The following is a 26,759-nucleotide window of genomic DNA, read 5'->3' as shown; positions in this document are numbered from 1 at the left end:
TTTTAATACCCCCCGCCCGCGGGGGGGGTTTTTTTCTCCCGGGGGCGGGTTTCCGCTTGGGGTTCCGCGGGGGGGGGGGGGGGGGGTGGGGGGGGGGGTGGGGGGGGGGGGGGGCCCGGGCGGGGGCCCCGCCCCGCCCCGTGCGGGGTGTTACGGGGTGACCGGCGGGGCCGCGTACGCCGGGTCCTTCATGTAGAAGGTGGCCAGCGGCCCGGTCGTGCCGGGGGAGAGGGCGGTGAAGGTGACGCCCAGCGACGCGGCCGACTTGCGGGCCAGCTTCACGTCGTCGGCGGTCGTCACCTGGCCGCGGGGGATGACGAAGCGGTAGGTGATCTCCTTCCCGTCGGTGAACTCCAGGCCCAGGGCCCGCTCGTCGAAGGTCGGGCCGTCCGGGATGTCGATGCTGTAGACCCCGGTATTCGTACCGACCGGCTTGACGTCGCTCTTCGACCCGCCGATGAAGAAGGGCAGCGTGTTCTCGTTGAACTGGAGCATCGCGAACTTCAGCGTCAGATCGCGGTCCGAGTAGACGAACCGGGCCGGGCTGATCGCCTGCCAGGTCTCCACCGGGTCGAGCTTGTCCTTCTTGGCGAAGGTCACGCCGTCGGTGGTGGTGTAGCCGAGGTCCGTCCACGCGGCGCTCCAGTCCGCCGCGGGGTTGGCGGAGAACGTGGTGGGCGCCGCCGCGCCGACCGCGCCGACGAGGACGCGGCCGGTACCGGCGACGCGGATCTCGGACGAATTGCCTGCCATAGAGGGCTCCTTGGGTGTGGGTGTGGGTGTGGGTGTGGGTGGTGCGGTGGTGCGGTGGTGGGTGCCCGGGGCCGGTCGTGACCGCCCGGGGCGGGCTGCCGTGGGCACGGCAAAGGCCCCGTCCTGGGGAGGGCGGGGCCCGGTCTGCGGGGGCGGCTCGGAGCCGCGGGGGAGGGGGGAGGGGCGGGTCAGCGGACCCGGAGGGTGAAGCGGATCACGCAGATGTAGCGATTGGCGCCCGCGTGGATGAAGTCCGGCTGCCAGCGCGGCCCGTCCAGCTCGGCCACATCCGTGACCACCGTGGTGATCCCGCCGGGGGCGGCCGGCCCGATCTCCTTGCTCCGGAGCGGGAGCAGGACGCCGCGCGCCCGGTTGGCGAGGAGGTGGGCCGCCGCCTTGGTGGCGCCGTACACCTCCAGCTCGATCATCGGCTCGTCGACCTGGAGGTCCTCGACCCAGGCGCCGCCGCGACGGGAGACGAGCACCGCCGCCTGGGTCCCGTTGAACCCGGCGGGCGGGGACTGGCCGACGTGGACGTTCGGCCCCAGTCCGCTGTGGGCGTCGCTGAGGAAGTCGACGACGATGTCCTCCACATCGGGGAAGGACGTCGGGATCGGTGAGAGCGGGGGCGGTGTGGTCATCGGGGCATCACTCCTGTTCGTACGCGGACGGCCGGATCGGCCCCGAGAGTCGGCGCGGATCCGCGCGGCCCCGCTGAACCAGGTCGTTCGCGGGCCGTCCCGGCGGGAACCGGCAGTAGGAAGCGGCGGAGCCGTGCCCGGGAGGGATCCGGAGGGATGCGGGCACGGCTCCGCCGCTGCCTCCATTGTGATCGAGAGCGCGCGAGAGCGCAACCAGTTCGTGCGAGCGCGCACAAAGAAAGGGCGGCCACTCCTTTCGGAGTAGCCGCCCCCTGGGTGATCCGGCGGTCGGTGTCAGTGGCGGCGGCGCGTCGCGCGTTCGGCGGCGAAGACGTCCTCCAGCCGGTAGAGCCCGGCCCGGCCCCGGCGTGCCGCCGGGGCCAGTCGGCCCAGCTGTACCCACTTGCGGATGGTCGCGGGGGCGACCCCGGCCTCCGTCGCGGCGAGCGCACCGGTGATCAGGGGTACGGCGGCGGGCGCCGGTGCCGGGCTCATCGGCGGGCGCCTTCCGCCGCCGCGTCCATGGCCGCCGCGAGCGCCGGCCAGTCCGTGCCGGGCGGTGCGCCGGTGTCGCCCTCGGGCCAGAGATGGCGGTGCGCCGGGTCGGTGGCGCACGGGCATCCCTCCGTACCGCAGCGGCAGCCCGGGTTGACGCAGAGGACGGCGCGCCGGTCGGGGAAGGCCCGCAGCGACACCGAATCGCACCACGGGCAGCGCCCCTCGACCCGGACCACCGGCTCCGGGTCGCCGAGCGCCCGCCCGCAGCGGCGGACCATCCGGCGGGCCTCGTCGCGGACGTGCCCGGCGAGGTCGGGGTGGGCGTCGATCTCGCCGAGCAGCCCGGCGATCCGCGCCAGCCGCTGCGGTACCCGGGCATGCCGGGGGCGGCCGATGCGGAGCCGGTCGTGGACGGCCTCGTCCAGTTCGACGACCCCGTCGGTGATGTCGCGTACGGCGTCGGAGACATGGAGTCGCAGCGGCGCCGACGGCCGGCCGGGCGCCGAACGCCCCGCGCCGCTCGGCGCCGACGGGGAGCGATTGCGGGGGGCCAGCTCGGCCAGCAGCTCGGGGAAGCGGCGATGGAGCGTCTCGATCCAGACGGCTGCGTCGTGGGTGGCCGGATTCAACGGTGCCTCCTGTGCGTGCGTGTACATCTCGTGCTCCGGGTGCGTTGACTCGGCGTACGTCTGGGTAAGGAGAAGTGAATGCGCGCCCGGCAGAAATCGCCTACGCCCCCACGGCGGCGGCGGGACCCGAAGTAACGCGCGCCCTCGCAACGTAATCGCCGCGTAGTCGCACCAGCCGTCCGTTGCGCCACAGCCGTCCGGCGCTGACGCCGTCGAAGTAGCTCTCCGCCGGGGCCACGGACTCCTCGCAGCGGCGGACCACCGGACACCGGCGGCAGGCTTCCAGCGCTGGTCGGGCCACTTCCTCGCGCCGGGCGAAGATGATCTGCGGGGGCAGTCCCGCGCAGGCGGCGGCGGTGCGCCAGCGCGGGGGAGCGGTGGAATCGGGTACGGGCATACGGACGCCTCCTGGCTCCTCGGGCAAATCGTTGCGCCTCCGCACGGTGGCACGTTGCGAGCGCACACGCAACTAATTTCGAGGTCGCTTCGCGCTCTCGCCCGGTGGCGCCAGGGCGACCGGGTGCGCAATCACGTAATTCCTTGCGCGCAAGCGCGATACCCTGAGGGCCGCTTCGGAGGGAGGCGACCGAGATGACCGCCAGTGGCCTGGAACCGTTCGCCACCTGGATCGAAGACCTCATCCGCCGCCGCGGGTACGACATCGACAGCCCGCGCGGTGGCGGGAAGTCACGACTGGCCGACGAGGCCGGAGTGCATCGCGCCGCGATCACCCGGCTGCTCCAGCGGCAGTCGATGCCCGATCTGGAGACCACCCGCCGCCTCGCCCACGTCCTCGACGTACCGGTCCGGGACATGCTCATCCGCTCGGGCCGGCTGACCGAGGAGGATCTGCCGCTGCCGCAGTCCCCCGACCCCGGCGCGGCGGCCGGGGCGGAACACCGGCGGCTGACGCTGGAGGAGGCCGCCGCCAGGCTCGGCGTACCGCCCGATCAGCGGGAGATGTTCATCCGGGTGGCGGGACAGTTCCTGCCGCCGCCCGCGCCGTCCCGGCGCGCGCCTCTCGCCAAGGACTGACCCCACGGCGTGCGCTCGTCACCAAGGGCGCGCACCGGTGTCCCGCACCCCGCGCGGCTCTCCGGGGGACGCCGTCCGCACGTCCCCCGGAGCCGCGCGCGCCTTCCCCGGCACCCCACCGCTCAACGGCCGGAAACATCACCATCAGTAAACTGTCACCGTCTGTTCCCCCGTGTTTACGCAGGCCGCCCGCCCGGTCGGGGGGCGGAGTCGGCCGAGGGGCGTCGTCGGGGGCGTTCCCGCCGGACGGCATACGGGCGGGTGGTCAGTGAAGGACGGGGCGGGGAGCGCGTATGTCCGAGCACGAGGGACCGGCGGGCGAGGTGACAGGGCCCCCGTCGGTGTCGCCGCCGTCGGTGCCGTCGGTGCCGACGCACCCCCGCCACCCGAGCGGCCCGGCCCTGCCCGGCACGCCGCCCGACGACGGCCTCCCCGGGCTGCTCGCCTTAGTGGGACGGCTCCTCGAAGGCCATGCGCCGGCCGAGATCGCCGTCCTGCTGTGCGAGGAGCTCGACCGCAGGGAGATCGAGGCGTACGCCAAGGGCTGGCGGGAGGCCGCGGCCGAGTACGGCCCGGCGCTGGAGGAGGCGCTCGCGGCGGCCAGGCCGCTGCGGCTGGTGGGCCGTACGCCCGGTCAGGCCGCGGTCATACCCTTCCCCCACGACTACGACTCTCCCGGCCGCCGCGATCAGCGCGACGAGCACGGTCGCGGAGACTTGCGCGACCCGCACGGCGGCGTCGTCCGGGACCGGGCCGGGGCCTTCCCCGGTGACGAGGAGGTTCGGCGCCGCGCGCCCGAAGAGGCCGACGCCCCGGACGGCCGGGCGGCGGGCGCGGGGACGGCCGCGCCCGAGGGCGACGAGGGGGCGCCGCAGCCGCGTCCGGCCTTTGTGGCCAAGAGCCGCAAATCGAAGGTGCCGACGATTCCCCAGCTCCCCGCGCCCCGCCGCCCGCCGCGTGACCCGGCCCCCCGGACGGACGGCGCCCCCGGCGGCGCGCCGGACGACCACGTCGGCTGACCCCGCGCGACCGGCGACCGGAAGGCCCCGCAGGCCCCGCGCGCGCCCCGCGTGCCCCGCAGGCCCCGCGGGCCCGGAATCCCGGGCCCGCGCCCCGTACGGCCCCTTCCCGGCGGGCGGTCCGTTCCGTACCCTTCGTACGGAACGGGCCCGCCGTGCCTCCCGGCCGCGCAATCACCATGTTTACGCGCTTCCAAGAGTTTTCCGGCCGCCCGGACCGACGCCCCGGAGCCCGCCCCCGGCCGCCCGGCCGCCCGAACGGGCCGAATCGCGGGGGCGGCCGGGCCGTGCCCCGCGTGGGCATTTGTTTTGACCCAAGTCCGTGCGATAGGTACGCTCAGACCTTGTGCCTGGGGTGTGCCTGGGCTCTTGTGCGTGTCCTCAGCCGCATACGAGCCCTCTGAAGGGCCACCGTAATCTGCGCCATCCCCGCCTCGCGGAGAGCCCCGCAGTATTCGACACACCCGACCGCGTGGGTCGGTGACGTTCCAGGTTAGTTTCACGAACGGCACACAGAAACCGGAGAAGTAGTGCCTACGATCCAGCAGCTGGTCCGGAAGGGCCGGCAGGACAAGGTCGAGAAGAACAAGACGCCCGCGCTCGAGGGTTCGCCCCAGCGCCGCGGCGTCTGCACGCGTGTGTTCACGACCACCCCGAAGAAGCCGAACTCGGCCCTGCGTAAGGTCGCGCGTGTGCGTCTGACCTCTGGCATCGAGGTCACGGCCTACATCCCGGGTGAGGGACACAACCTGCAGGAGCACTCCATCGTGCTCGTGCGTGGTGGCCGTGTGAAGGACCTGCCGGGTGTTCGTTACAAGATCATCCGCGGCTCCCTTGACACCCAGGGTGTCAAGAACCGCAAGCAGGCCCGCAGCCGCTACGGCGCCAAGAAGGAGAAGTAAGAATGCCTCGTAAGGGCCCCGCCCCGAAGCGCCCGGTCATCATCGACCCGGTCTACGGTTCTCCTCTGGTGACGTCGCTCATCAACAAGATCCTGCTGAACGGCAAGCGCTCCACCGCCGAGCGGATCGTCTACGGCGCCATGGAGGGTCTTCGTGAGAAGACCAACGCCGACCCGGTCATCACGCTGAAGCGCGCGCTCGAGAACGTCAAGCCGTCTCTCGAGGTCAAGTCCCGCCGTGTCGGTGGCGCCACCTACCAGGTGCCGATCGAGGTCAAGCCGGGTCGTGCCTCCACCCTCGCGCTCCGCTGGGTCGTCGGCTACTCCCGCGCCCGCCGCGAGAAGACCATGACCGAGCGCCTCATGAACGAGCTGCTGGACGCCTCCAACGGCCTCGGCGCTTCGGTCAAGAAGCGTGAGGACACGCACAAGATGGCCGAGTCCAACAAGGCCTTCGCGCACTACCGCTGGTAGTCGCTACCCCCATCGAGACCGAGAGAAGACTGAGCCATATGGCCACCACTTCGCTTGACCTGGCCAAGGTCCGCAACATTGGGATCATGGCCCACATCGACGCGGGCAAGACGACGACCACCGAGCGCATCCTGTTTTACACCGGTGTGAGCTACAAGATCGGTGAGGTCCACGACGGCGCTGCCACGATGGACTGGATGGAGCAGGAGCAGGAGCGCGGCATCACGATCACGTCCGCCGCGACGACCTGCCACTGGCCGCTCGAGGACGTCGATCACACGATCAACATCATCGACACCCCGGGCCACGTCGACTTCACCGTCGAGGTGGAGCGGTCGCTCCGCGTCCTCGACGGCGCCGTGACCGTCTTCGACGGTGTCGCCGGTGTCGAGCCGCAGTCCGAGACCGTCTGGCGTCAGGCGGACCGCTACGGCGTGCCGCGTATCTGCTTCGTCAACAAGCTCGACCGCACCGGTGCCGAGTTCCACCGCTGTGTCGACATGATCAGCGACCGCCTGGGCGCGACGCCGATCGTGATGCAGCTGCCGATCGGTGCCGAGGCCGACTTCAAGGGCGTCGTCGACCTCGTCACCATGAAGGCGTTCGTCTGGTCCGCCGAGGCGACCAAGGGCGAGATGTACGACATCGTCGACATCCCGGCCACCCACACCGAGGCTGCCGAGGAGTACCGCGGCAAGCTGCTGGAGACCGTCGCCGAGAACGACGACGAGCTCATGGAGCTGTACCTGAACGGCGAGGAGCCGTCGGTGGAGCAGCTCTACGCGGCGATCCGTCGGATCACCATCGCCTCCGGCAAGTCCGAGGGCGTCACGGTCACCCCGGTGTTCTGCGGTACCGCGTTCAAGAACAAGGGCGTCCAGCCCCTGCTCGACGCCGTGGTGCGCTTCCTCCCCTCCCCCCTGGACGTCGAGGCCATCGAGGGCCACGACGTGAAGGACGCGGAGCTGGTCGTCAAGCGCAGGCCGTCCGACGACGAGCCGCTGTCGGCGCTGGCGTTCAAGATCATGAGCGACCCGCACCTCGGCAAGCTCACCTTCGTGCGCGTCTACTCCGGCCGTCTGGAGTCCGGCACCGCGGTGCTGAACTCCGTGAAGGGCCGCAAGGAGCGCATCGGCAAGATCTACCGTATGCACGCGAACAAGCGTGAGGAGATCGAGTCGGTGGGCGCCGGCGACATCGTCGCCGTCATGGGCCTGAAGCAGACCACCACCGGTGAGACGCTGGCGGACGAGAAGAACCCGGTCATCCTGGAGTCCATGGACTTCCCGGCGCCGGTCATCGAGGTCGCCATCGAGCCCAAGTCCAAGGGTGACCAGGAGAAGCTGGGTGTCGCCATCCAGCGTCTCGCGGAGGAGGACCCCTCCTTCCAGGTGCACACCAACGAGGAGACCGGCCAGACCGTCATCGGCGGTATGGGCGAGCTTCACCTCGAGGTGCTGGTCGACCGGATGCGGCGCGAGTTCAAGGTCGAGGCCAACGTCGGCAAGCCCCAGGTCGCGTACCGCGAGACGATCCGCAAGACCGTCGAGCGCGTGGACTACACCCACAAGAAGCAGACCGGTGGTACCGGTCAGTTCGCCAAGGTGCAGATCGCGATCGAGCCGATCGAGGGCGGCGACGCCTCGTACGAGTTCGTGAACAAGGTCACCGGTGGCCGCATCCCCAAGGAGTACATCCCCTCGGTGGATTCGGGTGCGCAGGAGGCCATGCAGTTCGGCATCCTGGCCGGCTACGAGATGACGGGCGTCCGCGTCACGCTCATCGACGGTGGCTACCACGAGGTCGACTCCTCCGAGCTCGCCTTCAAGATCGCCGGTTCGCAGGCCTTCAAGGAGGCCGCGCGCAAGGCCAGCCCCGTACTGCTCGAGCCGATGATGGCCGTAGAGGTCACCACGCCCGAGGACTACATGGGTGACGTCATCGGCGACATCAACTCCCGCCGTGGCCAGATCCAGGCCATGGAGGAGCGGGCCGGTGCCCGGGTCGTCAAGGGCCTGGTGCCGCTGTCGGAGATGTTCGGCTACGTCGGCGACCTCCGCAGCAAGACCTCGGGTCGCGCAAGCTACTCGATGCAGTTCGACTCCTACGCCGAGGTTCCCCGGAACGTCGCCGAGGAGATCATCGCGAAGGCCAAGGGCGAGTAACTCACCCGAGTACACGCTTTAGGCTTGTTCCCGGAGCCTTCGGGGCATTTCCCGCCCAACCGGTGGGAAACGCCCCGGGCCCCGGTATCCCAGCAAAGATCACCTGGCGCCGATGAGTAAGGCGTACAGAACCACTCCACAGGAGGACCCCAGTGGCGAAGGCGAAGTTCGAGCGGACTAAGCCGCACGTCAACATCGGCACCATCGGTCACATCGACCACGGTAAGACGACCCTCACGGCCGCCATTACCAAGGTGCTGCACGACAAGTACCCGGACCTGAACGAGGCCTCGGCCTTCGACCAGATCGACAAGGCGCCCGAAGAGCGTCAGCGCGGAATCACCATCTCCATCGCGCACGTCGAGTACCAGACGGAGTCGCGTCACTACGCGCACGTCGACTGCCCGGGTCACGCGGACTACATCAAGAACATGATCACCGGTGCGGCGCAGATGGACGGCGCCATCCTCGTGGTCGCCGCCACCGACGGCCCGATGCCGCAGACCAAGGAGCACGTGCTCCTGGCCCGCCAGGTCGGCGTTCCGTACATCGTGGTCGCCCTGAACAAGGCCGACATGGTGGACGACGAGGAGATCCTGGAGCTCGTCGAGCTCGAGGTCCGTGAGCTGCTCTCCGAGTACGAGTTCCCGGGCGACGACCTTCCGGTCGTCAAGGTCTCCGCGCTCAAGGCCCTCGAGGGCGACAAGGAGTGGGGTGAGTCCGTCCTCAACCTGATGAAGGCTGTCGACGAGGCCATCCCGCAGCCCGAGCGCGACGTCGACAAGCCGTTCCTCATGCCGATCGAGGACGTCTTCACGATCACCGGTCGTGGCACCGTCGTCACCGGTCGTATCGAGCGTGGCGTCCTCAAGGTCAACGAGACCGTCGACATCGTCGGTATCAAGACCGAGAAGACCACCACCACGGTCACCGGCATCGAGATGTTCCGCAAGCTGCTCGACGAGGGCCAGGCCGGTGAGAACGTCGGTCTGCTCCTCCGTGGCATCAAGCGCGAGGACGTCGAGCGCGGCCAGGTCATCATCAAGCCCGGTTCGGTCACGCCGCACACCGAGTTCGAGGCCCAGGCCTACATCCTGTCGAAGGACGAGGGTGGCCGTCACACCCCGTTCTTCAACAACTACCGCCCGCAGTTCTACTTCCGTACCACGGACGTGACCGGCGTCGTGACCCTCCCCGAGGGCACCGAGATGGTCATGCCGGGCGACAACACCACCATGACCGTCGAGCTGATCCAGCCCGTCGCCATGGAGGAGGGCCTCAAGTTCGCCATCCGTGAGGGTGGCCGGACCGTGGGCGCCGGCCAGGTCATCAAGATCACGAAGTAATTCGTCGATCGACCTGGTTGCTCCGAAACGAGCACCGAGGAGAGGCCCCGCACCGAAAGGTGCGGGGCCTCTCCGCCGTTTCGTCGCTGATGGCCTGCGGACACGCCCTAGCCTTTGTCCGCCAGTACGGGACTCCTGCCCACCGGGCGCATCAGCCATGGCCGGGCCGCCGCGTCCAGCCCCACCGCCGTCACCGTCTCCCCCGCCACCACCAGGGCGGGGGAGTCGAGGGCGCCCGGCCGCCGTACTCCGCCGGTACGTCCCGTCAGCTGGATCCGCCCCCGCAGATCCCGCCCCACCAGGATGCGCGCGCCCGCGACCGAGGCCGCGCCCACCGGGCCGTACCCCTCCATCGCCGTCACCGCGCGCACCGGCGGTGCGGTCCGGCCGGCCGTCGTGGGCGCCCCGGCGCCCGCCGTCGCCCCGCCGAGTGTCACGGAGATCAGCCGGCCCGACGCGGGCCTGCGGTAGTACAGCTCGATCCGGCCGTCCGGCAGCGGTACGGCCGTCACCTCGTCGCCGGGGGTCGGCAGGGCGCCGCCGTCCGCCCGGAACGCCACCGGGCCGCCGGTCCGCTCCTGCGACCAGTGCCCCACGCCCTCCCGGGCCGCCGCGAAGACATGGACCAGGCCCCGGCCGTCGGTGACCGCCGACAGACCGTCCTGGATCTCGGCGTCGCCGCCGAGGTCGCGCCAGCGGCCCCAGGTCCCGTCGCCGGCGCGGACCCGGGTGCTGACGCCCTTGCCGGCGTTGCGGACGAACAGATGTACCCGGCCGTCGCCGCCGGTCACCGCCGTGGGCACCCCGATCCGGCGGCTGCGGTCGGCCGTGCGCTCGGGGGCGCCGAGCCCCCGCCAGGCGTGGAAGCCGCCGCCGGGTGTCCGCTGCTCCAGCAGGACCAGCTCGCGCCGGTTCTCGGCGTGCCGCCCGCCGATCGCGGCGAACCGCAGCCCGAACAGCAGCAGCCGCCCGTCCGGGAGGACGGTGTGTCCGAGCGCCGGGGCCAGCGGGCCGCCGCCCAGATCCACCGGGTCCTCCCAGGCACGGCTGCCGGGCGCGGTCTCGCGCCAGCGCACCACGCGCAGGCCGAGGACGCCGTAGGCGGCGATCCGCCCGTCGCGGTCGGCGACGGCGACCGGGCGCGGTCCCGGGTAGCGGTGGTGGGTGGAGCGCACCCAGCCCTTGCGGTTCCGCAGCGGACGGACCCCGCCGACCGCGTAGTCCCCGCAGCCCGAGGGGTTGCCGCACTCCCACTCCGGGTCGCCGCCGTAGGGCACCAGATGGGACGCCTTGGTCCGCAGCACCTCGGGCGGCAGGTTCTTCGGCCAGTGCCGGTTGTAGTAGCCGCGGAAGGCGGTCGCCACGAAGCCCGGCACCCGGCCGTCCCGCTCGGTGGCGTCCCGCACCCAGCGGATCATGGCGGCCCAGCTGAAGCAGGCGGCGGCCGTGTGGTCGCCGTGGTCCGAGTAACCCGGCTGCTCGGAGTCCTTGCGCCGGGTCCGCTCGTCGCTGTGCTGGATGTCGGGGTCCGGGTCCAGCGTCTGGACGACCGTCGGCCGGTACCGCTCCATCAGGCCCACGAGGACGTCGATCAGTCCGTGGTACGTGTACGGGGAGCTGTGCCGCAGCGGGGAGTCCTTCGCCACCACGGTCTGTACGCCGATACCGCCCCGGTCCTTCCACAGTCCGGGCAGCGCGTTGCGGCGGCGCCGGGTGTGCATCGGCAGATTGAGGAAGATCAGCTCGACCCGGCGTCCGGCGTGGGCGAGGGTGTTGATCTCGGCCCGCCGACCGCCGCTGAGGGTGACGACGTCCCGGGTCCACGGGGTGAACTTGTCGACGCCGAGCAGGGTGGCGTACGCCTGCCGCAGGCCCTGGTGGCGGGCGGAGGAGTAGCCGGGCCGGTCGGCGACGGGCGGCTCCTCGTCACCGGGTATCCGGTTCACCCCGTTGTGCTCGCCCGCGGTGATGTACACACAGACCAGCGGGGTGCCCGCGGCCAGCGTCTGCTGGGTGTCCGGGTTCATGAAGTACAGGTCGTCGTCCGGGTGGGCGAGGATCTGCATCAGCAGCGCCCGGCGGGTACCCGCTATCGGCATCCCCGGAGCGGGATCGGCGGTCGGTACGGAGACGGGGGCCGGCGGCACGGTACAGGCCGAGGCGCCCGCCCCGATCCCGGCGAGGGCCGTCAGCGCGGCGACCACCGTACGCCGCCGCGGCCGGTTCGCCTCCGGGGTGGGGGTGCTGGGTACAGCCATGCGTCATCGCTCCGTCCGCTTCCGGCAGCGGGCAGGCTGCCCCCGTGGGCGTACTCGATCCGGGATGGGCGGTAAGGGCTGGTCGGGCCGCTTCCGCGACCATCTAGACGGATAATCGTGCGACGAGGTTGCCTCGGGCGGCGGCTTTCGGCGACCCGGATGGGCCGGAGGTGTGAGTGCGCCCCCGGACACACCGACGCCGCGCCGGTTCACGACCGGCGCGGCGCTGGATGCGAAGGGGGCGGGGCGGGCGGTCAGCCCCGGGGCTCGTCGGACTCCGCGATCTCCTCGATGAACAGCTCCTCGGCGCTGTCGACCGTGAGCACCCGGTCCCACCAGCCGTCGAGCACCTCCAGATCCACACAGTCGGCGATCCGCGCGCGGTGGTCGTCCGCGATGGGGATCTCGCGCTTCTCCAGGACGCTGAGGATCAGCCGGGAGCGCTCTTCGGCCCGGCCTTCGGCGACACCCTTCAGGAACGACCGCTCGATCATCGTCCCCCGGCCGGGGAAGTACGTGCCTACTGCCATCAGGTTCCTCCAGTGAGTTCCGGCCGGGGTGTCTCCCAGACCGATTTCCAGCAGTTCGGTGAAGTAGTCGCCGGACTCGCCGTCCTGGGCGGCGGATCCGAGCGCGGAGGCCAGCGCCTTCAGTATGGCGTCGAGCTCCGGATGGGTGCTGTGGGTCAGCGCGGAAAGCGTGGCCATCGCGAGGTTCTGCCGGGCCTCGCGGGGGCTGGTGATCACCGGCAGGTTGTCCGGCCCCACGACCATCGGACGGGTACTGAGGGCGGTCCATCCCTCCACCCCGGTCGTGAACGGCCCGGCCGCCCATTTCGCCGTGGCCGGGTCGTGGCAGACAACCAGGAGAAGGGCCGGGATCCCGTACTTCGCCCTGAGATAGGCCAGGTAGTACGTCCAGCTCGCGGCCTTGTCCGGGTCGCGGCGCCGCTGCGCCTCCACGGCCAGCAGAAACCGCTCGCCGTCGGACGACTCGACCCGTAACAGGCTGTCGACCCGCCGCTCCAGCGGCCGGATCTCGGTGACATCGCCCGTGAGCACCTCGACGGAGGTTTTCGCGGGCAGGGGGACGCCCAGCACCCGGAAAACCGGGGTGAGCAATTCGGGCCGGTCCTGGAAGATCCGGTGCGCGGCCTCGTGAGAGGAAGTGACCATGACGGGAACGCTAGGCCCGTTGGATCGCATGAAGATACTCAATCCTGCATATTCATGCGAACGGGTGATCGGGTCTCGCAATGTTGACGGCACGGTCCGGTCGAATCGAAGACCGGCCCGCGGACCATACGAAGGCGGCGACTGCCATGACCCCGGGCCCGGACCAGGCGGACCACGATGCCCTCCGCTACCAGCGCCTCAAGGCCACCGCCGAACGCCTCCGGCGCGGTGTACCGGGAAAGGTGGAGATCACCCCCGAAGGGCTGGTGCACGACCTGATCTCGCCGGTGGGGCCGCACGAGTTGACCGCCGCGCGGGTCAGTCGGCGGCTGGAGAAGGTCATGCCGGAGGGGTTGCTCGCCCATACCGGGGCGCCGGATGTCGAGGACATCGCCCGGGGTGTGCTGAGGCATCCGGATGTGATGGTCATCGCCGAGCGGGACATGGAGGTCGATGGGCCCTTCGATCCCCGGTCGTTGATCGCGGCGATCGAGGTGGTGTCCCGGTCGAACCCCGACAACGACTGGATCGGCAAGGTACGGGACTATTCGCTGCTGGGGATCCCCATCTATGTGATCTTCGATCCCCGTACGGGCGAGGGCGCGGTGTTCTCCGACATCCATCCGACCGCGAGCGGCCCCCGCTACGCGACCCGGAAGGACTTCGTCTACGGGGAGCCCGTCACCGTCGGCGACTGGACCATCCCCACCGAGGATCTGCCCCGCTACTCCTGACCCGTCAGGCCCCGGGCCGCGAGCAGGGCCCAGCCCAGGCCGGGGAGCCCGCCGAACGGCGCCGAGTCCAGGCCCTTCGCCCGCGCCCACGCCTTCACCTCCCGGGCGAGGCCGGTGAAGGAGTCCCGGCGGGCCGCGCCCGCGAGTGCGAGGACCGCGTCCGCGTCGCCGACGGCGCTCAGCGCGACCGCCGCCGCATCGCCGAGTTCGGTACGGCGCTCCACGGCCCGCGCGGGCGGCACGTCACCCGTGCCGACGACGACCAGGTCGACGTCGAGCCCGCCCGTGGTGAACTTCAGCCCGGCAGCTCGCACGCCATCCGGCGGGACCCCACGAGATGGACGGAGCCCTCGGGGAACGCCCCGGTCACCCGGTGCAGGGTGTCGGTGGCGCGGGCCGCGTGGGTGTCGTCGCCGCGGGAGTGGGAGCGCGGGCGGGGGACCGCGGGCAGGGTCGTCAGTTCGGCCAGGACGCCGAAGTGGTCGGAGGCGTACAGCCCGTCCCGGTCCGGCGCGGTCCCGGTCAGTACGGCCCGGCGGGCCGTGTACCGCCCCCGCAGGAACACCCGGTCGATCCGGCCCGCCCGGCCGGTGAGGGAGCCGACGGCGGCCAGCGGATTGACCCGCGGGTCGAAGGTCGGCGCTTCGGGGTCGTCGGGCACGCGCTCCGGGGCGTCCGTCCAGGCGTCCGCCATATCGAGGATCCCGCCGGGCAGCCCGGTGGTGTCGTTCATGTCGCCCGTCACCACCAGATCCCCGCCGACCCCGGCGAAGCCCTCCCGCAGGGCGGCGAGCTGGGTCCGGCGCAGCGCCGGGCCTTCGGCGGTGTGGTCGCTGGTCAGATGGGTGGTGGCGACGGTGAGCGGACCCTCGGCGCTCTCCACGACGACCGCGAGGACGGCCTTGTGGGGGCCGAGCACCTGCCGGCCCGCTTCCCGTACCGGCAGCCGGGTCATGATCAGCAGCCCGTACTCCCCGGCCGCCCGGCGCCCCGGCAGCAGCGTCCAGCCGCCGTCCCGGACCCACTCCGCGTCCCGCAGCAGGTCGTACAGCGGCGGCTCCACCTCCTGGAGCGCGATCACATCGGCGTCGGCGTCCCGCAGGGCGGCCAGCAGGAGCGGGCGGCGGCGGGCGGTGTCGATGCGCTCGGCGTCGTACCGGTCCCACAGCGTGTTCCAGGTCAGCACCCGCGGCGCCCGGCGTACCGGTACGCCGCCGTCCGGTACGCCGTCGACCGCGACGGGTTCGAAGAACGGCGGGACCAGCAGCCGGGGGGAGCGGGCCCGGCCCGCGTCCGAGGTGTCGATACGGTCGGTGCCCGTCTCCCGGTCCCAGACCCGTTCCCCGTCGGCCTCGAACCAGACGACCCGGTGCCAGGGGACGTCCCCGCCGGGGACGAACGAGGCCAGCGGCACCCGCTTCGGCGCCGCGCCGCCGCGCTGGGCGACCCCGACGGCGAACCGGCCGGGGTCGAACCGGGCGTCCCACCGGATCCGGTGGTAGATCTGCTCACTCGTCCGCATGCCCGCCGCCGCCCCCGCTCGTGCCGTTGTCGGTGTCCTCGACCGTGCCGTCGGCGCCGAGATACCAGGTCCGGTGCGCCTCGCCCGGATACGGGGGCGCGAAGCGGCGCAACTGGCGGTCGAGCACGGCGGGCGGTACGGGATGCTCCCGGATCCCGTTGCGCCGGATCAGCTCCGCCCCGTCGACGACCGCCACGGCCTGGGTGACCAGCGCGTTCCTGCGGTCGGCGACCGCCAGGACCCGGGCCCGCTGATGCCGGTCGAGTCCCGTGGCGTCCCAGACGGTGGTCCCGCCGGCCGCGAGTGCGGTGTCCAGCAGGGCGGCGGCCCGGCGCAGGACGTCCCCGTTGGCCCGCTGGTCGGCCCGGTCCCCGGCCTCCTCGCGCAGCGCGTCGAGGGATATCCGGTGGTCGGCCGGGACCGTCGCCGCGAAGGTGCTCTTGCCGCTGCCGGACGGCCCCACCAGCTGGATCAGCCGGGGGAACCGGCCGTCGCGCCAGCGCCAGGTGGCGGCGACGGCCTCCGGCGCACCGCCGATCCGGCCCCGCGCGTACGCCTCCCTGGCCTCGGCCCGGCAGCGGTCGGCCGCGTCGGGGGAGAGGCCGTCGAAGGACCAGGACTCCCAGGGCGCGGGTGTCTCGAACAACCCGGCGTCCTGGGCGTGCAGCGCCGACCACTCGGTCTGCTCCCGGGCCTCGGCGGTCGGCGCGAGGGCGCGGGCCACCGTGTGCAGGACCCGGGGGTCGGCGGCGTACGCCATCCGGATCAGCCCGCCGCGCCGCTCCTCGTCCGGGAACGGCCGGTGCGGCCGCGGACCGAGGCCCACCAGGTCGGCGACCCGGCGGGCGGTCCGCATCCCCACGACGGGGGCGAGCCGGCCGCCGAGCCCGCCGCGGGGCTCCGCCGAGAGCAGCAGCCCGAGCGCGGCGGTCAGCCGCTCGTCGCCGAGGAGGTCGAGACCGGCCAGGGCGGCGGGAAGGTCCTGCGTGGGCGTGCCCGGGGTCTCCCCGAGCGCGGGGGCGATCGCCGCGGCCAGGTCGGCGGCCGGTACGGGCGCCCCGGACCTGATGTCCCACAGCACCGCCCCCGGGCCGCGCCGGTTCTCGACGACGGCGGAGTGCATCCAGTGCCGGTCGGTTTGTACGTGTCCGGGGCGCACCCACTTGGCGACCCGGGTACCGAACTCCTCGTAACCGAATCCCGCCGCGGTCCTGACCACGTACCCCTCCTGGCGCGCGGGGTCGACCCGCAGGGCCCGCAGCGCCTTCTCGTCGTACCTTCCGCGCCACAGGACGCGCGGGGCCGGAACGCCGATACCGCGCAGGAAGGCGACCGTACGGTCCCAGCCGAGGCACCGGTTCCGGTCGTCCCAGACGGAGAATCCGTAGAAGAAGCCGTCGAGGTCGTCGTAGCCGAGGGAGTGGCGGGCGAGCATGTTCTCGCCGCAGATCCGCCAGCCGGCGGGGACGGCCCGGCCGATCCGGCCCTGGAGGGCCTTGACCCGGGTCCGGGACGGATGGTGCGCGGAGTCGAGCGATCTGGCGTGCAGCCCGTCCCGGTAGAGGGTGGTGTTCTCGCCGTCGAGCTTCTCGGTGACGACGATCTCGCGCCCGGCGAATCCGGCGGCCGTGTCCCGGGTGATCCGTACATCGTCCGCGCTCGCCCCGGGCGACCAGGGGAGATGGGGCGTACGGGGATAGTGCGTACGCATCCCGGCCCCCTGTTCGTCCCGCTCGTCCCGTCGGTCGGAAACGACCGCGGCCCCCCGGACGCGGTCGTGTGGTCACCCACTGTAGGAACGGCCGGGTGCGGTGATCGAACGAATTTGCCGCGGGCGGCGGATCGCGCCGCGGATCGTGCCGCGGGTCCGTGCGGGTCTGCGCAGGTCGGCGCCGGTTTGGGGCGGAGCCGGAGCTTCCGGGCGGTGTTCCGGGCACACCGGGTGTGCCGGAGTTTGCAAGCAGGGGCGGTACGGGTACCCTCTTCGACCCGATTGGCCAGGTCCCGGCCCCGTATGGCAGACTAAGCGGGTTGCTCGGTTGAGTGCCGATGCTGCGCGCCTCCCGCCGGGAGGACCGGAAGCGAGTCCCACAGTACTCGTCGCCCCAACTGCCCCACAGGCCGAAAGGCCCGCACGGCAGCGCTGGGGCGGACGTACGGGAATCTTCCGGGAAGTGTCAGCGGGGTACCGACCAGGCACCCGGTGGGTGGTTCTTCCCCGGCGCGCGGGCCAGGCCCGCACCCCCTTGGTTGGGATGTCCTTAGGGACATCTGCGTAGAGGGAGTGCGACACGCCCGACCGCGTGGGTCGGAGAGGATCGCGGTACCCGCCGGGTTCCGGAGCGTACGAAGAGACAGGACTACTGAGTAGCCATGGCGGGACAGAAGATCCGCATTCGGCTCAAGGCCTACGACCACGAGGTCATCGACTCTTCGGCGAAGAAGATCGTCGAGACGGTGACGCGTACTGGTGCGTCGGTCGCTGGCCCGGTGCCGCTGCCCACTGAGAAGAACGTGTACTGCGTCATCAAGTCGCCGCACAAGTACAAGGACTCGCGCGAGCACTTCGAGATGCGTACGCACAAGCGCCTGATCGACATCCTCGACCCGACGCCCAAGACCGTTGACTCGCTGATGCGCCTGGACCTTCCGGCCGGCGTTGACATCGAGATCAAGCTCTGAGAGGCGCGGAAGAGATGGCAAAGCAGATCAAGGGCGTCCTGGGCGAGAAGCTCGGCATGACCCAGGTCTGGGACGACAACAACCGTGTCGTCCCGGTGACCGTCGTCAAGGCCGGGCCCTGTGTCGTTACCCAGGTCCGTACCAATGACAGGGACGGCTACGAGTCGGTCCAGATCGCCTTCGGCGAGATCGACCCGCGCAAGGTGAACAAGCCCCTCAAGGGCCACTTCGCCAAGGCCGATGTGACCCCGCGCCGCCACCTGGTGGAGCTCCGTACCTCCGACGCCGCCGAGTACACGCTCGGCCAGGAGATCACGGCCGAGGTGTTCGAGTCCGGCGTCAAGGTCGACGTCACGGGCAAGAGCAAGGGCAAGGGCTTCGCCGGTGTCATGAAGCGTCACAACTTCAAGGGCCTCGGCGCCGGTCACGGTACCCAGCGCAAGCACCGCTCGCCCGGCTCCATCGGTGGCTGCGCCACCCCGGGCCGTGTGTTCAAGGGCCTCCGCATGGCGGGCCGTATGGGCAACGAGCGGGTCACCACCCAGAACCTGACCGTTCACGCCGTTGACGCGGAGAAGGGCCTGCTCCTCATCAAGGGCGCGGTTCCTGGTCCGAACGGCGGCCTCGTCCTGGTCCGCACCGCGGCCAAGGGGGCCTGAGGACTATGAGCACCATTGACATTCTGTCGCCCGCGGGCGACAAGACCGGGACCGTAGAGCTCCCGGCCGAGATCTTCGACGCCAAGGTCAGCATCCCGCTGATCCACCAGGTCGTCGTCGCGCAGCTGGCCGCGGCCCGTCAGGGCACGCACAAGGTCAAGACGCGTGGCGAGGTCCGTGGTGGTGGCCGCAAGCCGTACCGCCAGAAGGGCACCGGCCGCGCCCGTCAGGGTTCGACCCGCGCCCCGCAGTTCGCCGGCGGTGGCGTCGTGCACGGCCCCGTGCCGCGTGACTACTCGCAGCGGACCCCCAAGAAGATGAAGGCCGCCGCCCTGCGCGGTGCCCTCTCCGACCGGGCTCGCCACTCCCGTATCCACGTCGTCTCCGGCGTGATCGAGGGCGAGGTCTCCACCAAGGCCGCCAAGACGCTGTTCGGCAAGATCTCGGAGCGGAAGAACCTGCTCCTGGTCGTCGAGCGCTCCGACGAGGCCGCGTGGCTCTCCGCCCGCAACCTGCCCCAGGTGCACATCCTGGAGCCGGGCCAGCTGAACACGTACGACGTGCTCGTCTCGGACGACGTGGTCTTCACGAAGACCGCTTTCGAGTCCTTCGTGTCCGGGCCCGACAAGGCCGTCGAGACCGAAGGGAGCGACGCCTGATGTCCGAGAACACCACCGGCGTCACCAGCAAGACCTTCACGGACCCCCGCGACCTCCTGGTCAAGCCGGTTGTCTCCGAGAAGAGCTACGCGCTGCTGGACGAGAACAAGTACACGTTCGTCGTCGACCCGCGCGCCAACAAGACCCAGATCAAGCAGGCCGTCGAGGCGGTCTTCTCGGTCAAGGTCACCGGGGTCAACACGATCAACCGGCAGGGCAAGCGCAAGCGCACCCGCACCGGTTTCGGCAAGCGCGCCAACACCAAGCGCGCCATCGTGACCCTCGCCGAGGGCGACCGCATCGACATCTTCGGCGGCCCGACCTCCTGACGGGGGTAGGGACGTCTAGATAGTCCGGATTCTTCCGAGGACTGAGAGACAATGGGTATCCGCAAGTACAAGCCGACGACCCCGGGCCGTCGTGGCTCCAGCGTCGCCGACTTCGTCGAGATCACGCGGTCCACGCCGGAGAAGTCGCTGGTCCGCCCGCTGCACAGCAAGGGCGGCCGTAACAACACCGGTCGTGTGACCGTCCGCCACCAGGGCGGTGGCCACAAGCGCGCCTACCGTGTGATCGACTTCCGTCGTCACGACAAGGACGGCGTGCCGGCGAAGGTCGCGCACATCGAGTACGACCCCAACCGCACCGCGCGCATCGCGCTGCTCCACTACGCGGACGGCGAGAAGCGCTACATCATCGCCCCCCGTGGCCTGAGCCAGGGCGACCGGATCGAGAACGGTCCCGGCGCCGACATCAAGCCCGGCAACAACCTGGCGCTGCGCAACATCCCGGTCGGTACGACCATCCACGCCATCGAGCTGCGGCCCGGCGGCGGCGCGAAGTTCGCCCGCTCCGCCGGTGCGTCCGTGCAGCTGCTGGCGAAGGAGGGGGTCATGGCCCACCTCCGGATGCCGTCCGGTGAGATCCGTCTGGTCGACGTCCGCTGCCGCGCCACCATCGGTGAGGTCGGCAACGCCGAGCAGTCGAACATCAACTGGGGCAAGGCCGGCCGGATGCGCTGGAAGGGCGTCCGCCCGACCGTCCGCGGTGTCGCGATGAACCCGGTTGACCACCCGCACGGTGGTGGTGAGGGCAAGACCTCCGGTGGTCGCCACCCGGTCAGCCCGTGGGGTCAGAAGGAGGGTCGTACTCGTTCTCCCAAGAAGGCGAGCAACAAGTACATCGTCCGCCGCCGCAAGACGAACAAGAAGCGCTAGGAGCGGGTTTAGATGCCGCGCAGTCTCAAGAAGGGGCCCTTCGTCGACGACCACCTGATCAAGAAGGTGGACGTCCAGAACGAAGCAGGCACCAAGAACGTCATCAAGACCTGGTCCCGTCGCTCGATGATCGTCCCGGCCATGCTGGGCCACACGATCGCGGTGCACAACGGCAAGACCCACATCCCGGTGTTCGTCACCGAGTCGATGGTCGGCCACAAGCTCGGCGAGTTCTCGCCGACGCGCACCTTCCGCGGCCACGTCAAGGACGACCGGAAGTCGAAGCGCCGCTAACGCGGGGTGTGAACGACTATGACGAACGTGTCAGACACTGAAGGGACAACCATGGAAGCCAGGGCCCAGGCGCGGTACATCCGCGTCACGCCCATGAAGGCCCGCCGCGTGGTGGACCTCATCCGTGGCATGGACGCCACGGAGGCTCAGGCGGTCCTGCGTTTCGCCCCGCAGGCCGCGAGCGAGCCCGTCGGCAAGGTGCTGGACAGCGCCATTGCCAACGCCGCTCACAACTACGACCACTCGGACGCCTCTTCGCTGTTCATCAGCGAGGCGTACGTGGACGAGGGCCCGACCCTGAAGCGGTTCCGTCCGCGTGCCCAGGGCCGTGCCTACCGGATCCGTAAGCGGACCAGCCACATCACCGTGGTCGTCAGCAGCAAGGAAGGAACCCGGTAATGGGCCAGAAGGTTAACCCGCATGGGTTCCGGCTCGGTATCACCACGGACTTCAAGTCCCGTTGGTACGCCGACAAGCTGTACAAGGACTACGTCAAGGAAGACGTCGCCATCCGTCGGATGATGACGTCCGGCATGGAGCGCGCCGGCATCTCCAAGGTCGAGATCGAGCGCACCCGTGACCGTGTGCGGGTGGACATCCACACCGCGCGTCCGGGCATCGTGATCGGCCGCCGCGGCGCCGAGGCCGACCGCATCCGCGGCGACCTCGAGAAGCTCACCGGCAAGCAGGTCCAGCTGAACATCCTCGAGGTCAAGAACCCCGAGGTCGACGCTCAGCTGGTGGCCCAGGCCGTGGCCGAGCAGCTGTCCTCGCGTGTCTCCTTCCGCCGTGCCATGCGCAAGAGCATGCAGTCGGCGATGAAGGCGGGCGCCAAGGGCATCAAGATCCAGTGCGGTGGCCGCCTCGGCGGCGCCGAGATGTCCCGCTCGGAGTTCTACCGCGAGGGCCGGGTGCCCCTGCACACGCTCCGCGCGAACGTCGAGTACGGCTTCTTCGAGGCCAAGACCACCTTCGGCCGTATCGGTGTGAAGGTCTGGATCTACAAGGGCGACGTCAAGAACATCGCCGAGGTCCGCGCCGAGAACGCCGCTGCCCGCGCCGGCAACCGCCCGGCCCGTGGTGGTTCCGACCGCCCGGCCGGCCGTGGTGGCCGCGGTGGCGAGCGTGGCGGTCGCGGTCGCAAGCCGCAGCAGAGCGCCGGCGCCGAGGCCCCCAAGGCCGAGGCCGCCGCCGCTGCTCCGGCTGCTGAGAGCACCGGAACGGAGGCCTGACCGCCATGCTGATCCCCCGTAGGGTCAAGCACCGCAAGCAGCACCACCCGAAGCGCAGCGGTATGTCCAAGGGTGGTACGACGGTTGCGTTCGGCGAGTACGGCATCCAGGCCCTCACGCCGGCGTACGTGACCAACCGCCAGATCGAGGCGGCTCGTATCGCGATGACCCGCCACATCAAGCGTGGCGGCAAGGTCTGGATCAACATCTACCCGGACCGCCCGCTCACCAAGAAGCCCGCCGAGACCCGCATGGGTTCCGGTAAGGGTTCCCCCGAGTGGTGGATCGCGAACGTCAAGCCCGGTCGGGTGATGTTCGAGCTGTCCTACCCGAACGAGAAGATTGCTCGTGAGGCGCTCACCCGCGCTGCTCACAAGCTTCCGATGAAGTGCCGCATCGTTCGGCGCGAGGCAGGTGAGGCGTGATGTCGGCCGGAACCAAGGCGTCCGAGCTGCGCGAGCTGGGCAACGAGGAGCTGGTGAACAAGCTCCGCGAGGCCAAGGAAGAGCTGTTCAACCTCCGCTTCCAGGCGGCGACCGGACAGCTTGAGAACCACGGTCGGCTGAAGGCCGTCCGTAAGGACATCGCGCGGATCTACACCCTGATGCGCGAGCGCGAGCTGGGCATCGAAACGGTGGAGAACGCCTGATGACTGAGAACAACGTGACCGAGCAGAAGACCGAGCGCAACGCGCGGAAGACCCGTGAGGGTCTGGTCGTCAGCGACAAGATGGACAAGACCGTCGTCGTCGCCGTCGAGGACCGCGTCAAGCACGCTCTGTACGGCAAGGTCATCCGCCGTACGAACAAGCTCAAGGCCCACGACGAGCAGAACGCCGCCGGCGTCGGCGACCGTGTCCTCCTGATGGAGACCCGGAAGCTGTCCGCCAGCAAGCACTGGCGCGTCGTCGAGATCCTCGAGAAGGCCAAGTAATCGCCCGAGGGCTTTCCCTCGGGTCAGTTCCGCCAGGCTCCGGGGGCCGCTTTCCGAAGCGGCCCCCGGGGAACCGGCAGACAAACAGGAGATAAGACGTGATCCAGCAGGAGTCGCGGCTGCGTGTCGCCGACAACACTGGTGCCAAGGAGATCCTTTGCATCCGTGTTCTCGGTGGCTCGGGCCGCCGCTACGCGGGCATCGGTGACGTCATCGTCGCCACCGTCAAGGACGCGATCCCCGGTGGCAACGTGAAGAAGGGTGACGTCGTCAAGGCGGTCATCGTTCGCACCGTCAAGGAGCGCCGCCGCCAGGACGGCTCGTACATCCGCTTCGACGAGAACGCCGCCGTCATTCTGAAGAACGACGGCGACCCTCGCGGCACCCGTATCTTCGGCCCGGTGGGTCGTGAGCTGCGCGAGAAGAAGTTCATGAAGATCATCTCGCTCGCGCCGGAGGTGCTGTAAGCATGAAGATCAAGAAGGGCGACCTGGTCCAGGTCATCACCGGTAAGGACAAGGGCAAGCAGGGCAAGGTCATCGCGGCCTTCCCCCGCGAGGACCGTGTCCTGGTCGAGGGTGTCAACCGGGTCAAGAAGCACACCAAGGCGAACCAGCCCGGCCGCGCTTCGCAGGCCGGCGGGATCGTGACGACCGAGGCCCCCGTCCACGTGAGCAACGTTCAGCTCGTCGTGGAGAAGGACGGCAACAAGGTCGTGACCCGCGTCGGTTACCGCTTCGACGAAGAGGGCAACAAGATCCGCGTTGCCAAGCGGACGGGTGAGGACATCTGATGGCTACCACCACCACCCCGCGTCTCAAGACGAAGTACCGCGAGGAAATCAAGGGCAAGCTGCTCGAGGAGTTCTCGTACGAGAACGTCATGCAGGTTCCCGGCCTCGTCAAGATCGTGGTCAACATGGGTGTGGGCGACGCCGCCCGCGACTCCAAGCTGATCGACGGTGCCGTCAAGGACCTCACCACGATCACCGGACAGAAGCCGGCCGTCACCAAGGCCCGCAAGTCCATCGCGCAGTTCAAGCTGCGTGAGGGCCAGCCGATCGGTGCCCACGTCACGCTCCGCGGTGACCGCATGTGGGAGTTCCTGGACCGCACCCTGTCGCTGGCGCTTCCGCGCATCCGCGACTTCCGCGGCCTGTCGCCGAAGCAGTTCGACGGCCGTGGCAACTACACCTTCGGTCTCACGGAGCAGGTCATGTTCCACGAGATCGACCAGGACAAGATCGACCGCGTCCGGGGTATGGACATCACCGTGGTCACCACGGCGACCAACGACGACGAGGGCCGCGCCCTCCTTCGTCACCTCGGCTTCCCCTTCAAGGAGGCGTAAGCGAGATGGCGAAGAAGGCTCTTATTGCCAAGGCCGCCCGCAAGCCCAAGTTCGGTGTGCGCGCGTACACCCGCTGCCAGCGCTGTGGCCGTCCGCACTCCGTGTACCGCAAGTTCGGCCTCTGCCGTGTGTGCCTTCGTGAGATGGCTCACCGCGGCGAGCTGCCGGGCGTGACCAAGAGCTCCTGGTAGTTCCCCTTTTCGGGAACGACCGGAGTCTCTCGGTAAGCAAAGGGCTGGCGGGAGCCCGGCCCTCCATGGCGTAGGCTGGGAGGGTTGGGCGCCCGTCGCCCGTACGACTTACTACGCCGTAGGTCCCCGCGCCGCACCCGTCCCGCCCCTGTGTGGGGAGAGGGATGGCGCATACAGGAAACCCCGGCGAGAGAGGCCGAAGGCCAATTCATGACCATGACTGATCCCATCGCAGACATGCTGACGCGTCTGCGGAACGCGAACTCGGCGTACCACGACTCCGTGACCATGCCGCACAGCAAGATCAAGTCGCACATCGCGGAGATCCTCCAGCAGGAGGGCTTCATCACGGGCTGGAAGGTCGAGGACGCCGAGGTCGGCAAGAACCTCGTCCTGGAGCTCAAGTTCGGCCCGAACCGTGAGCGCTCCATCGCGGGCATCAAGCGGATCTCGAAGCCGGGTCTCCGGGTGTACGCGAAGTCCACCAACCTGCCCAAGGTTCTCGGTGGCCTCGGCGTGGCGATCATCTCCACGTCGCACGGCCTCCTGACCGGCCAGCAGGCGCAGAAGAAGGGCGTGGGTGGGGAAGTCCTCGCCTACGTCTGGTAGTTCGGGAACGGAGGAATAGCAATGTCGCGTATCGGCAAGCTCCCCATCCAGGTTCCCGCCGGTGTGGACGTCACCATCGAGGGCCGCACGGTCGCCGTGAAGGGTCCCAAGGGCTCTCTCACGCACACCGTCGCGGCGCCTATCGAGATCGCCAAGGGCGAAGACGGCGTACTGTCCGTCACCCGTCCGAACGACGAGCGTCAGAACAAGGCCCTCCACGGCCTGTCCCGCACGCTGGTGGCGAACATGATCACCGGTGTGACCCAGGGATACACGAAGGCGCTCGAGATCAGCGGTGTCGGTTACCGCGTGGCCGCGAAGGGCTCCAACCTGGAGTTCCAGCTCGGCTACAGCCACTCGATCCTGGTGGAGGCCCCCGAGGGGATCTCCTTCAAGGTCGAGTCGCCGACCAAGTTCTCGGTCGAGGGCATCGACAAGCAGAAGGTCGGCGAGGTCGCCGCGAACATCCGCAAGCTGCGGAAGCCCGACCCGTACAAGGCCAAGGGCGTCAAGTACGCGGGCGAGGTCATCCGCCGCAAGGTCGGAAAGGCGGGTAAGTAAGCCATGGCATACGGTGTCAAGATTGCTAAGGGCGACGCGTACAAGCGCGCCGCCATCAAGCGACGCCACATCCGCGTCCGCAAGAACGTCTCCGGTACTCCGGAGCGTCCGCGCCTGGTCGTGACGCGTTCCAACCGCAACATCGTGGCCCAGGTCATCGACGACATCGCGGGCCACACGCTCGCGTCGGCGTCGACCCTGGACACCTCGATCCGCGGTGGCGAGGGCGACAAGAGCGCCCAGGCCAAGCAGGTCGGTGCCCTGGTCGCCGAGCGCGCCAAGGCCGCCGGCGTCGAGGCCGTCGTGTTCGACCGTGGTGGCAACAGGTACGCCGGGCGCATTGCCGCTCTGGCTGACGCCGCCCGCGAAGCCGGGCTGAAGTTCTAAGCCCCGGTTCCGGGACTAACGGACGTAACAGAGAGAGGTAAATCCAATGGCTGGACCCCAGCGCCGCGGAAGCGGTGCCGGTGGCGGCGAGCGGCGGGACCGGAAGGGCCGTGACGGCGGCGCAGCCGCCGCCGAGAAGACCGCGTACGTTGAGCGCGTTGTCGCGATCAACCGCGTCGCCAAGGTTGTGAAGGGTGGTCGTCGCTTCAGCTTCACCGCGCTGGTCGTGGTGGGCGATGGTGACGGCACCGTCGGTGTCGGTTACGGCAAGGCCAAGGAGGTGCCGGCCGCCATCGCCAAGGGTGTTGAGGAGGCCAAGAAGCACTTCTTCAAGGTCCCCCGCATCCAGGGCACCATCCCGCACCCCATCCAGGGTGAGAAGGCCGCGGGCGTCGTCCTGCTGAAGCCCGCTTCCCCCGGTACCGGTGTTATCGCCGGTGGCCCGGTGCGCGCCGTCCTGGAGTGCGCCGGCGTTCACGACATCCTGTCGAAGTCGCTCGGCTCCGACAACGCGATCAACATCGTGCACGCGACCGTGGCGGCCCTCAAGGGCCTGCAGCGTCCCGAGGAGATCGCGGCCCGCCGCGGTCTGCCCCTCGAGGACGTCGCCCCCGCGGCTCTGCTGCGTGCGCGTGCGGGAGCGGGTGCGTAATGGCCCGCCTCAAGATCACGCAGAAGAAGTCGTACATCGGCAGCAAGCAGAACCACCGCGACACCCTGCGCTCGCTCGGGCTGAAGAAGCTCAACGACGTGGTTGTCAAGGAGGACCGCCCCGAGTTCCGCGGCATGGTGCACACCGTCCGCCACCTCGTGACGGTCGAGGAGGTCGACTGAT

The 26,759-nt window shown here is 70.0% G+C and carries 37 protein-coding genes; 27 read left to right on the top strand and 10 right to left on the bottom strand.

The features are described 5' to 3' along the window. Window positions 1-150: 150 nt before the first annotated feature. The 5 genes from ACFXG1_RS12775 to ACFXG1_RS12755 all read right to left on the bottom strand — a co-directional run bounded on the left by ACFXG1_RS12775 (window position 151) and on the right by ACFXG1_RS12755 (window position 2,918). Window positions 151-753 (bottom strand): phage tail protein, encoded by a 603-nt coding sequence (locus tag ACFXG1_RS12775; RefSeq protein WP_384724063.1) that lies wholly within the window; start codon window positions 751-753, stop codon window positions 151-153. 188 nt (window positions 754-941) lie between these two features. Beyond that, window positions 942-1,394, bottom strand: a complete 453-nt coding sequence (locus ACFXG1_RS12770; RefSeq protein WP_384724061.1) for a hypothetical protein — start codon at window positions 1,392-1,394, stop codon at window positions 942-944. Window positions 1,395-1,688: 294 nt separating this feature from the next. Continuing rightward, window positions 1,689-1,889 carry a MerR family transcriptional regulator gene (locus tag ACFXG1_RS12765; protein ID WP_384742323.1) on the bottom strand — a complete coding sequence of 67 codons (201 nt, stop codon included), beginning with the start codon at window positions 1,887-1,889 and terminating at the stop codon, window positions 1,689-1,691. Then, a complete protein-coding gene (locus ACFXG1_RS12760; RefSeq protein ID WP_384742321.1) occupies window positions 1,886-2,548 on the bottom strand; it encodes a hypothetical protein in 663 nt (220 codons plus the stop codon). Before ACFXG1_RS12760 ends, ACFXG1_RS12765 begins: the two co-directional genes overlap by 4 nt. A gap of 73 nt (window positions 2,549-2,621) precedes the next feature. Further along, a complete protein-coding gene (locus ACFXG1_RS12755) occupies window positions 2,622-2,918 on the bottom strand; it encodes a WhiB family transcriptional regulator (protein WP_384722416.1) in 297 nt (98 codons plus the stop codon). Window positions 2,919-3,112: 194 nt separating this feature from the next. Between ACFXG1_RS12755 and ACFXG1_RS12750 the strand changes: the two genes are divergently transcribed. From ACFXG1_RS12750 to tuf, 6 genes are all read left to right on the top strand, one after another. Then, the gene (locus ACFXG1_RS12750) at window positions 3,113-3,556 is read left to right on the top strand and encodes a helix-turn-helix domain-containing protein (protein WP_384722413.1); all 444 of its coding nucleotides are present in this window, start codon (window positions 3,113-3,115) and stop codon (window positions 3,554-3,556) included. 293 nt (window positions 3,557-3,849) lie between these two features. Next, window positions 3,850-4,575 carry a hypothetical protein gene (locus ACFXG1_RS12745; protein ID WP_384742319.1) on the top strand — a complete coding sequence of 242 codons (726 nt, stop codon included), beginning with the start codon at window positions 3,850-3,852 and terminating at the stop codon, window positions 4,573-4,575. A gap of 530 nt (window positions 4,576-5,105) precedes the next feature. After that, on the top strand, window positions 5,106-5,477 hold the full coding sequence (gene rpsL, locus ACFXG1_RS12740) for a 30S ribosomal protein S12 (protein WP_003948652.1): 372 nt from the start codon (window positions 5,106-5,108) through the stop codon (window positions 5,475-5,477). A 2-nt stretch (window positions 5,478-5,479) separates the two neighbouring features. Further along, on the top strand, window positions 5,480-5,950 hold the full coding sequence (gene rpsG, locus ACFXG1_RS12735) for a 30S ribosomal protein S7 (protein ID WP_384719258.1): 471 nt from the start codon (window positions 5,480-5,482) through the stop codon (window positions 5,948-5,950). A 38-nt stretch (window positions 5,951-5,988) separates the two neighbouring features. Beyond that, entirely contained in the window at window positions 5,989-8,115 is a 2,127-nt protein-coding gene (gene fusA / locus ACFXG1_RS12730) for an elongation factor G (RefSeq protein WP_384719256.1), read from the top strand. Window positions 8,116-8,267: 152 nt separating this feature from the next. After that, a complete protein-coding gene (gene tuf / locus ACFXG1_RS12725; protein ID WP_384719254.1) occupies window positions 8,268-9,461 on the top strand; it encodes an elongation factor Tu in 1,194 nt (397 codons plus the stop codon). Between the two features lie 107 nt (window positions 9,462-9,568). Here the strand turns inward: tuf and ACFXG1_RS12720 are convergent, their stop codons facing one another. Continuing rightward, window positions 9,569-11,719, bottom strand: a complete 2,151-nt coding sequence (locus ACFXG1_RS12720) for a PIG-L family deacetylase (protein ID WP_384719694.1) — start codon at window positions 11,717-11,719, stop codon at window positions 9,569-9,571. 254 nt (window positions 11,720-11,973) lie between these two features. Continuing rightward, entirely contained in the window at window positions 11,974-12,894 is a 921-nt protein-coding gene (locus tag ACFXG1_RS12715) for a hypothetical protein (RefSeq protein WP_384719696.1), read from the bottom strand. 146 nt (window positions 12,895-13,040) lie between these two features. Here ACFXG1_RS12715 and ACFXG1_RS12710 point away from each other — a divergent pair, with 146 nt between their 5' ends. Then, window positions 13,041-13,628 (top strand): Uma2 family endonuclease, encoded by a 588-nt coding sequence (locus ACFXG1_RS12710; RefSeq protein WP_384719698.1) that lies wholly within the window; start codon window positions 13,041-13,043, stop codon window positions 13,626-13,628. On the opposite strand, the gene ACFXG1_RS12705 is transcribed toward ACFXG1_RS12710, so the two are convergent. From ACFXG1_RS12705 to ACFXG1_RS12695, 3 genes are read right to left on the bottom strand one after another with little or no spacing between them, the layout of a single operon-like run. Then, on the bottom strand, window positions 13,619-13,942 hold the full coding sequence (locus ACFXG1_RS12705) for a hypothetical protein (RefSeq protein WP_384742316.1): 324 nt from the start codon (window positions 13,940-13,942) through the stop codon (window positions 13,619-13,621). The two genes, ACFXG1_RS12710 and ACFXG1_RS12705, sit on opposite strands and share 10 nt — an antisense overlap. Continuing rightward, a complete protein-coding gene (locus ACFXG1_RS12700) occupies window positions 13,924-15,150 on the bottom strand; it encodes an RNA repair domain-containing protein (RefSeq protein WP_384742314.1) in 1,227 nt (408 codons plus the stop codon). The genes ACFXG1_RS12705 and ACFXG1_RS12700 overlap by 19 nt, the downstream gene beginning before the upstream one ends. Next, window positions 15,137-16,861 (bottom strand): RNA ligase family protein, encoded by a 1,725-nt coding sequence (locus tag ACFXG1_RS12695; RefSeq protein WP_384709958.1) that lies wholly within the window; start codon window positions 16,859-16,861, stop codon window positions 15,137-15,139. Before ACFXG1_RS12695 ends, ACFXG1_RS12700 begins: the two co-directional genes overlap by 14 nt. 662 nt (window positions 16,862-17,523) lie before the next feature. On the opposite strand from ACFXG1_RS12695, the gene rpsJ reads away from it, so the two are divergent. From rpsJ to rpmD, 20 genes are all read left to right on the top strand, one after another. Next, window positions 17,524-17,832: a 30S ribosomal protein S10 gene (gene rpsJ / locus ACFXG1_RS12690; RefSeq protein WP_003948644.1), complete on the top strand. Its 309-nt coding sequence runs from the start codon at window positions 17,524-17,526 to the stop codon at window positions 17,830-17,832. A 14-nt stretch (window positions 17,833-17,846) separates the two neighbouring features. Beyond that, a complete protein-coding gene (gene rplC / locus ACFXG1_RS12685; RefSeq protein ID WP_006347233.1) occupies window positions 17,847-18,491 on the top strand; it encodes a 50S ribosomal protein L3 in 645 nt (214 codons plus the stop codon). 5 nt (window positions 18,492-18,496) lie between these two features. Beyond that, window positions 18,497-19,150, top strand: coding sequence for a 50S ribosomal protein L4 (rplD, locus tag ACFXG1_RS12680; RefSeq protein WP_384709962.1), 654 nt, complete (start codon window positions 18,497-18,499; stop codon window positions 19,148-19,150). Continuing rightward, window positions 19,150-19,479 carry a 50S ribosomal protein L23 gene (gene rplW / locus ACFXG1_RS12675; RefSeq protein WP_384709966.1) on the top strand — a complete coding sequence of 110 codons (330 nt, stop codon included), beginning with the start codon at window positions 19,150-19,152 and terminating at the stop codon, window positions 19,477-19,479. Before rplD ends, rplW begins: the two co-directional genes overlap by 1 nt. Window positions 19,480-19,530: 51 nt before the next feature. After that, window positions 19,531-20,367 (top strand): 50S ribosomal protein L2, encoded by an 837-nt coding sequence (gene rplB, locus ACFXG1_RS12670; protein WP_384709969.1) that lies wholly within the window; start codon window positions 19,531-19,533, stop codon window positions 20,365-20,367. A gap of 12 nt (window positions 20,368-20,379) precedes the next feature. Beyond that, window positions 20,380-20,661: a 30S ribosomal protein S19 gene (gene rpsS, locus ACFXG1_RS12665; RefSeq protein ID WP_003948639.1), complete on the top strand. Its 282-nt coding sequence runs from the start codon at window positions 20,380-20,382 to the stop codon at window positions 20,659-20,661. Window positions 20,662-20,712: 51 nt separating this feature from the next. Beyond that, window positions 20,713-21,060 (top strand): 50S ribosomal protein L22, encoded by a 348-nt coding sequence (gene rplV / locus ACFXG1_RS12660; RefSeq protein ID WP_384710005.1) that lies wholly within the window; start codon window positions 20,713-20,715, stop codon window positions 21,058-21,060. Continuing rightward, on the top strand, window positions 21,060-21,893 hold the full coding sequence (rpsC, locus tag ACFXG1_RS12655; RefSeq protein ID WP_384742311.1) for a 30S ribosomal protein S3: 834 nt from the start codon (window positions 21,060-21,062) through the stop codon (window positions 21,891-21,893). Before rplV ends, rpsC begins: the two co-directional genes overlap by 1 nt. 5 nt (window positions 21,894-21,898) lie before the next feature. Further along, window positions 21,899-22,318, top strand: coding sequence for a 50S ribosomal protein L16 (rplP, locus tag ACFXG1_RS12650; RefSeq protein ID WP_006347227.1), 420 nt, complete (start codon window positions 21,899-21,901; stop codon window positions 22,316-22,318). After that, window positions 22,318-22,542 carry a 50S ribosomal protein L29 gene (rpmC, locus tag ACFXG1_RS12645; RefSeq protein WP_351565954.1) on the top strand — a complete coding sequence of 75 codons (225 nt, stop codon included), beginning with the start codon at window positions 22,318-22,320 and terminating at the stop codon, window positions 22,540-22,542. The genes rplP and rpmC overlap by 1 nt, the downstream gene beginning before the upstream one ends. Beyond that, a complete protein-coding gene (gene rpsQ, locus ACFXG1_RS12640) occupies window positions 22,542-22,826 on the top strand; it encodes a 30S ribosomal protein S17 (protein WP_384709975.1) in 285 nt (94 codons plus the stop codon). Before rpmC ends, rpsQ begins: the two co-directional genes overlap by 1 nt. A gap of 98 nt (window positions 22,827-22,924) precedes the next feature. After that, entirely contained in the window at window positions 22,925-23,293 is a 369-nt protein-coding gene (rplN, locus tag ACFXG1_RS12635) for a 50S ribosomal protein L14 (protein ID WP_003956455.1), read from the top strand. Between the two features lie 2 nt (window positions 23,294-23,295). Next, on the top strand, window positions 23,296-23,619 hold the full coding sequence (gene rplX / locus ACFXG1_RS12630) for a 50S ribosomal protein L24 (RefSeq protein WP_361956715.1): 324 nt from the start codon (window positions 23,296-23,298) through the stop codon (window positions 23,617-23,619). Then, entirely contained in the window at window positions 23,619-24,176 is a 558-nt protein-coding gene (gene rplE / locus ACFXG1_RS12625; protein ID WP_006347223.1) for a 50S ribosomal protein L5, read from the top strand. Before rplX ends, rplE begins: the two co-directional genes overlap by 1 nt. A 5-nt stretch (window positions 24,177-24,181) precedes the next feature. Then, window positions 24,182-24,367, top strand: coding sequence for a type Z 30S ribosomal protein S14 (locus ACFXG1_RS12620; RefSeq protein ID WP_003956452.1), 186 nt, complete (start codon window positions 24,182-24,184; stop codon window positions 24,365-24,367). Window positions 24,368-24,577: 210 nt separating this feature from the next. Beyond that, complete coding sequence (gene rpsH / locus ACFXG1_RS12615; protein WP_006347222.1) at window positions 24,578-24,976, top strand: 30S ribosomal protein S8; 399 nt, start codon at window positions 24,578-24,580, stop codon at window positions 24,974-24,976. A 21-nt stretch (window positions 24,977-24,997) separates the two neighbouring features. Continuing rightward, window positions 24,998-25,537, top strand: a complete 540-nt coding sequence (gene rplF, locus ACFXG1_RS12610; RefSeq protein WP_384709980.1) for a 50S ribosomal protein L6 — start codon at window positions 24,998-25,000, stop codon at window positions 25,535-25,537. A gap of 3 nt (window positions 25,538-25,540) precedes the next feature. Next, complete coding sequence (gene rplR, locus ACFXG1_RS12605; RefSeq protein ID WP_384709983.1) at window positions 25,541-25,924, top strand: 50S ribosomal protein L18; 384 nt, start codon at window positions 25,541-25,543, stop codon at window positions 25,922-25,924. Between the two features lie 46 nt (window positions 25,925-25,970). Next, window positions 25,971-26,576: a 30S ribosomal protein S5 gene (gene rpsE, locus ACFXG1_RS12600; protein WP_005313527.1), complete on the top strand. Its 606-nt coding sequence runs from the start codon at window positions 25,971-25,973 to the stop codon at window positions 26,574-26,576. Continuing rightward, window positions 26,576-26,758: a 50S ribosomal protein L30 gene (rpmD, locus tag ACFXG1_RS12595; protein ID WP_384709986.1), complete on the top strand. Its 183-nt coding sequence runs from the start codon at window positions 26,576-26,578 to the stop codon at window positions 26,756-26,758. The genes rpsE and rpmD overlap by 1 nt, the downstream gene beginning before the upstream one ends. Window position 26,759 lies beyond the last annotated feature (1 nt).

The organism is Streptomyces sp. NPDC059248, assembly GCF_042753905.1.
Taxonomy (GTDB): domain Bacteria; phylum Actinomycetota; class Actinomycetes; order Streptomycetales; family Streptomycetaceae; genus Streptomyces.
The sequence above is the reverse complement of the archived record's forward strand: the minus strand, read 5'-3'. Positions and strand labels throughout refer to the sequence as shown.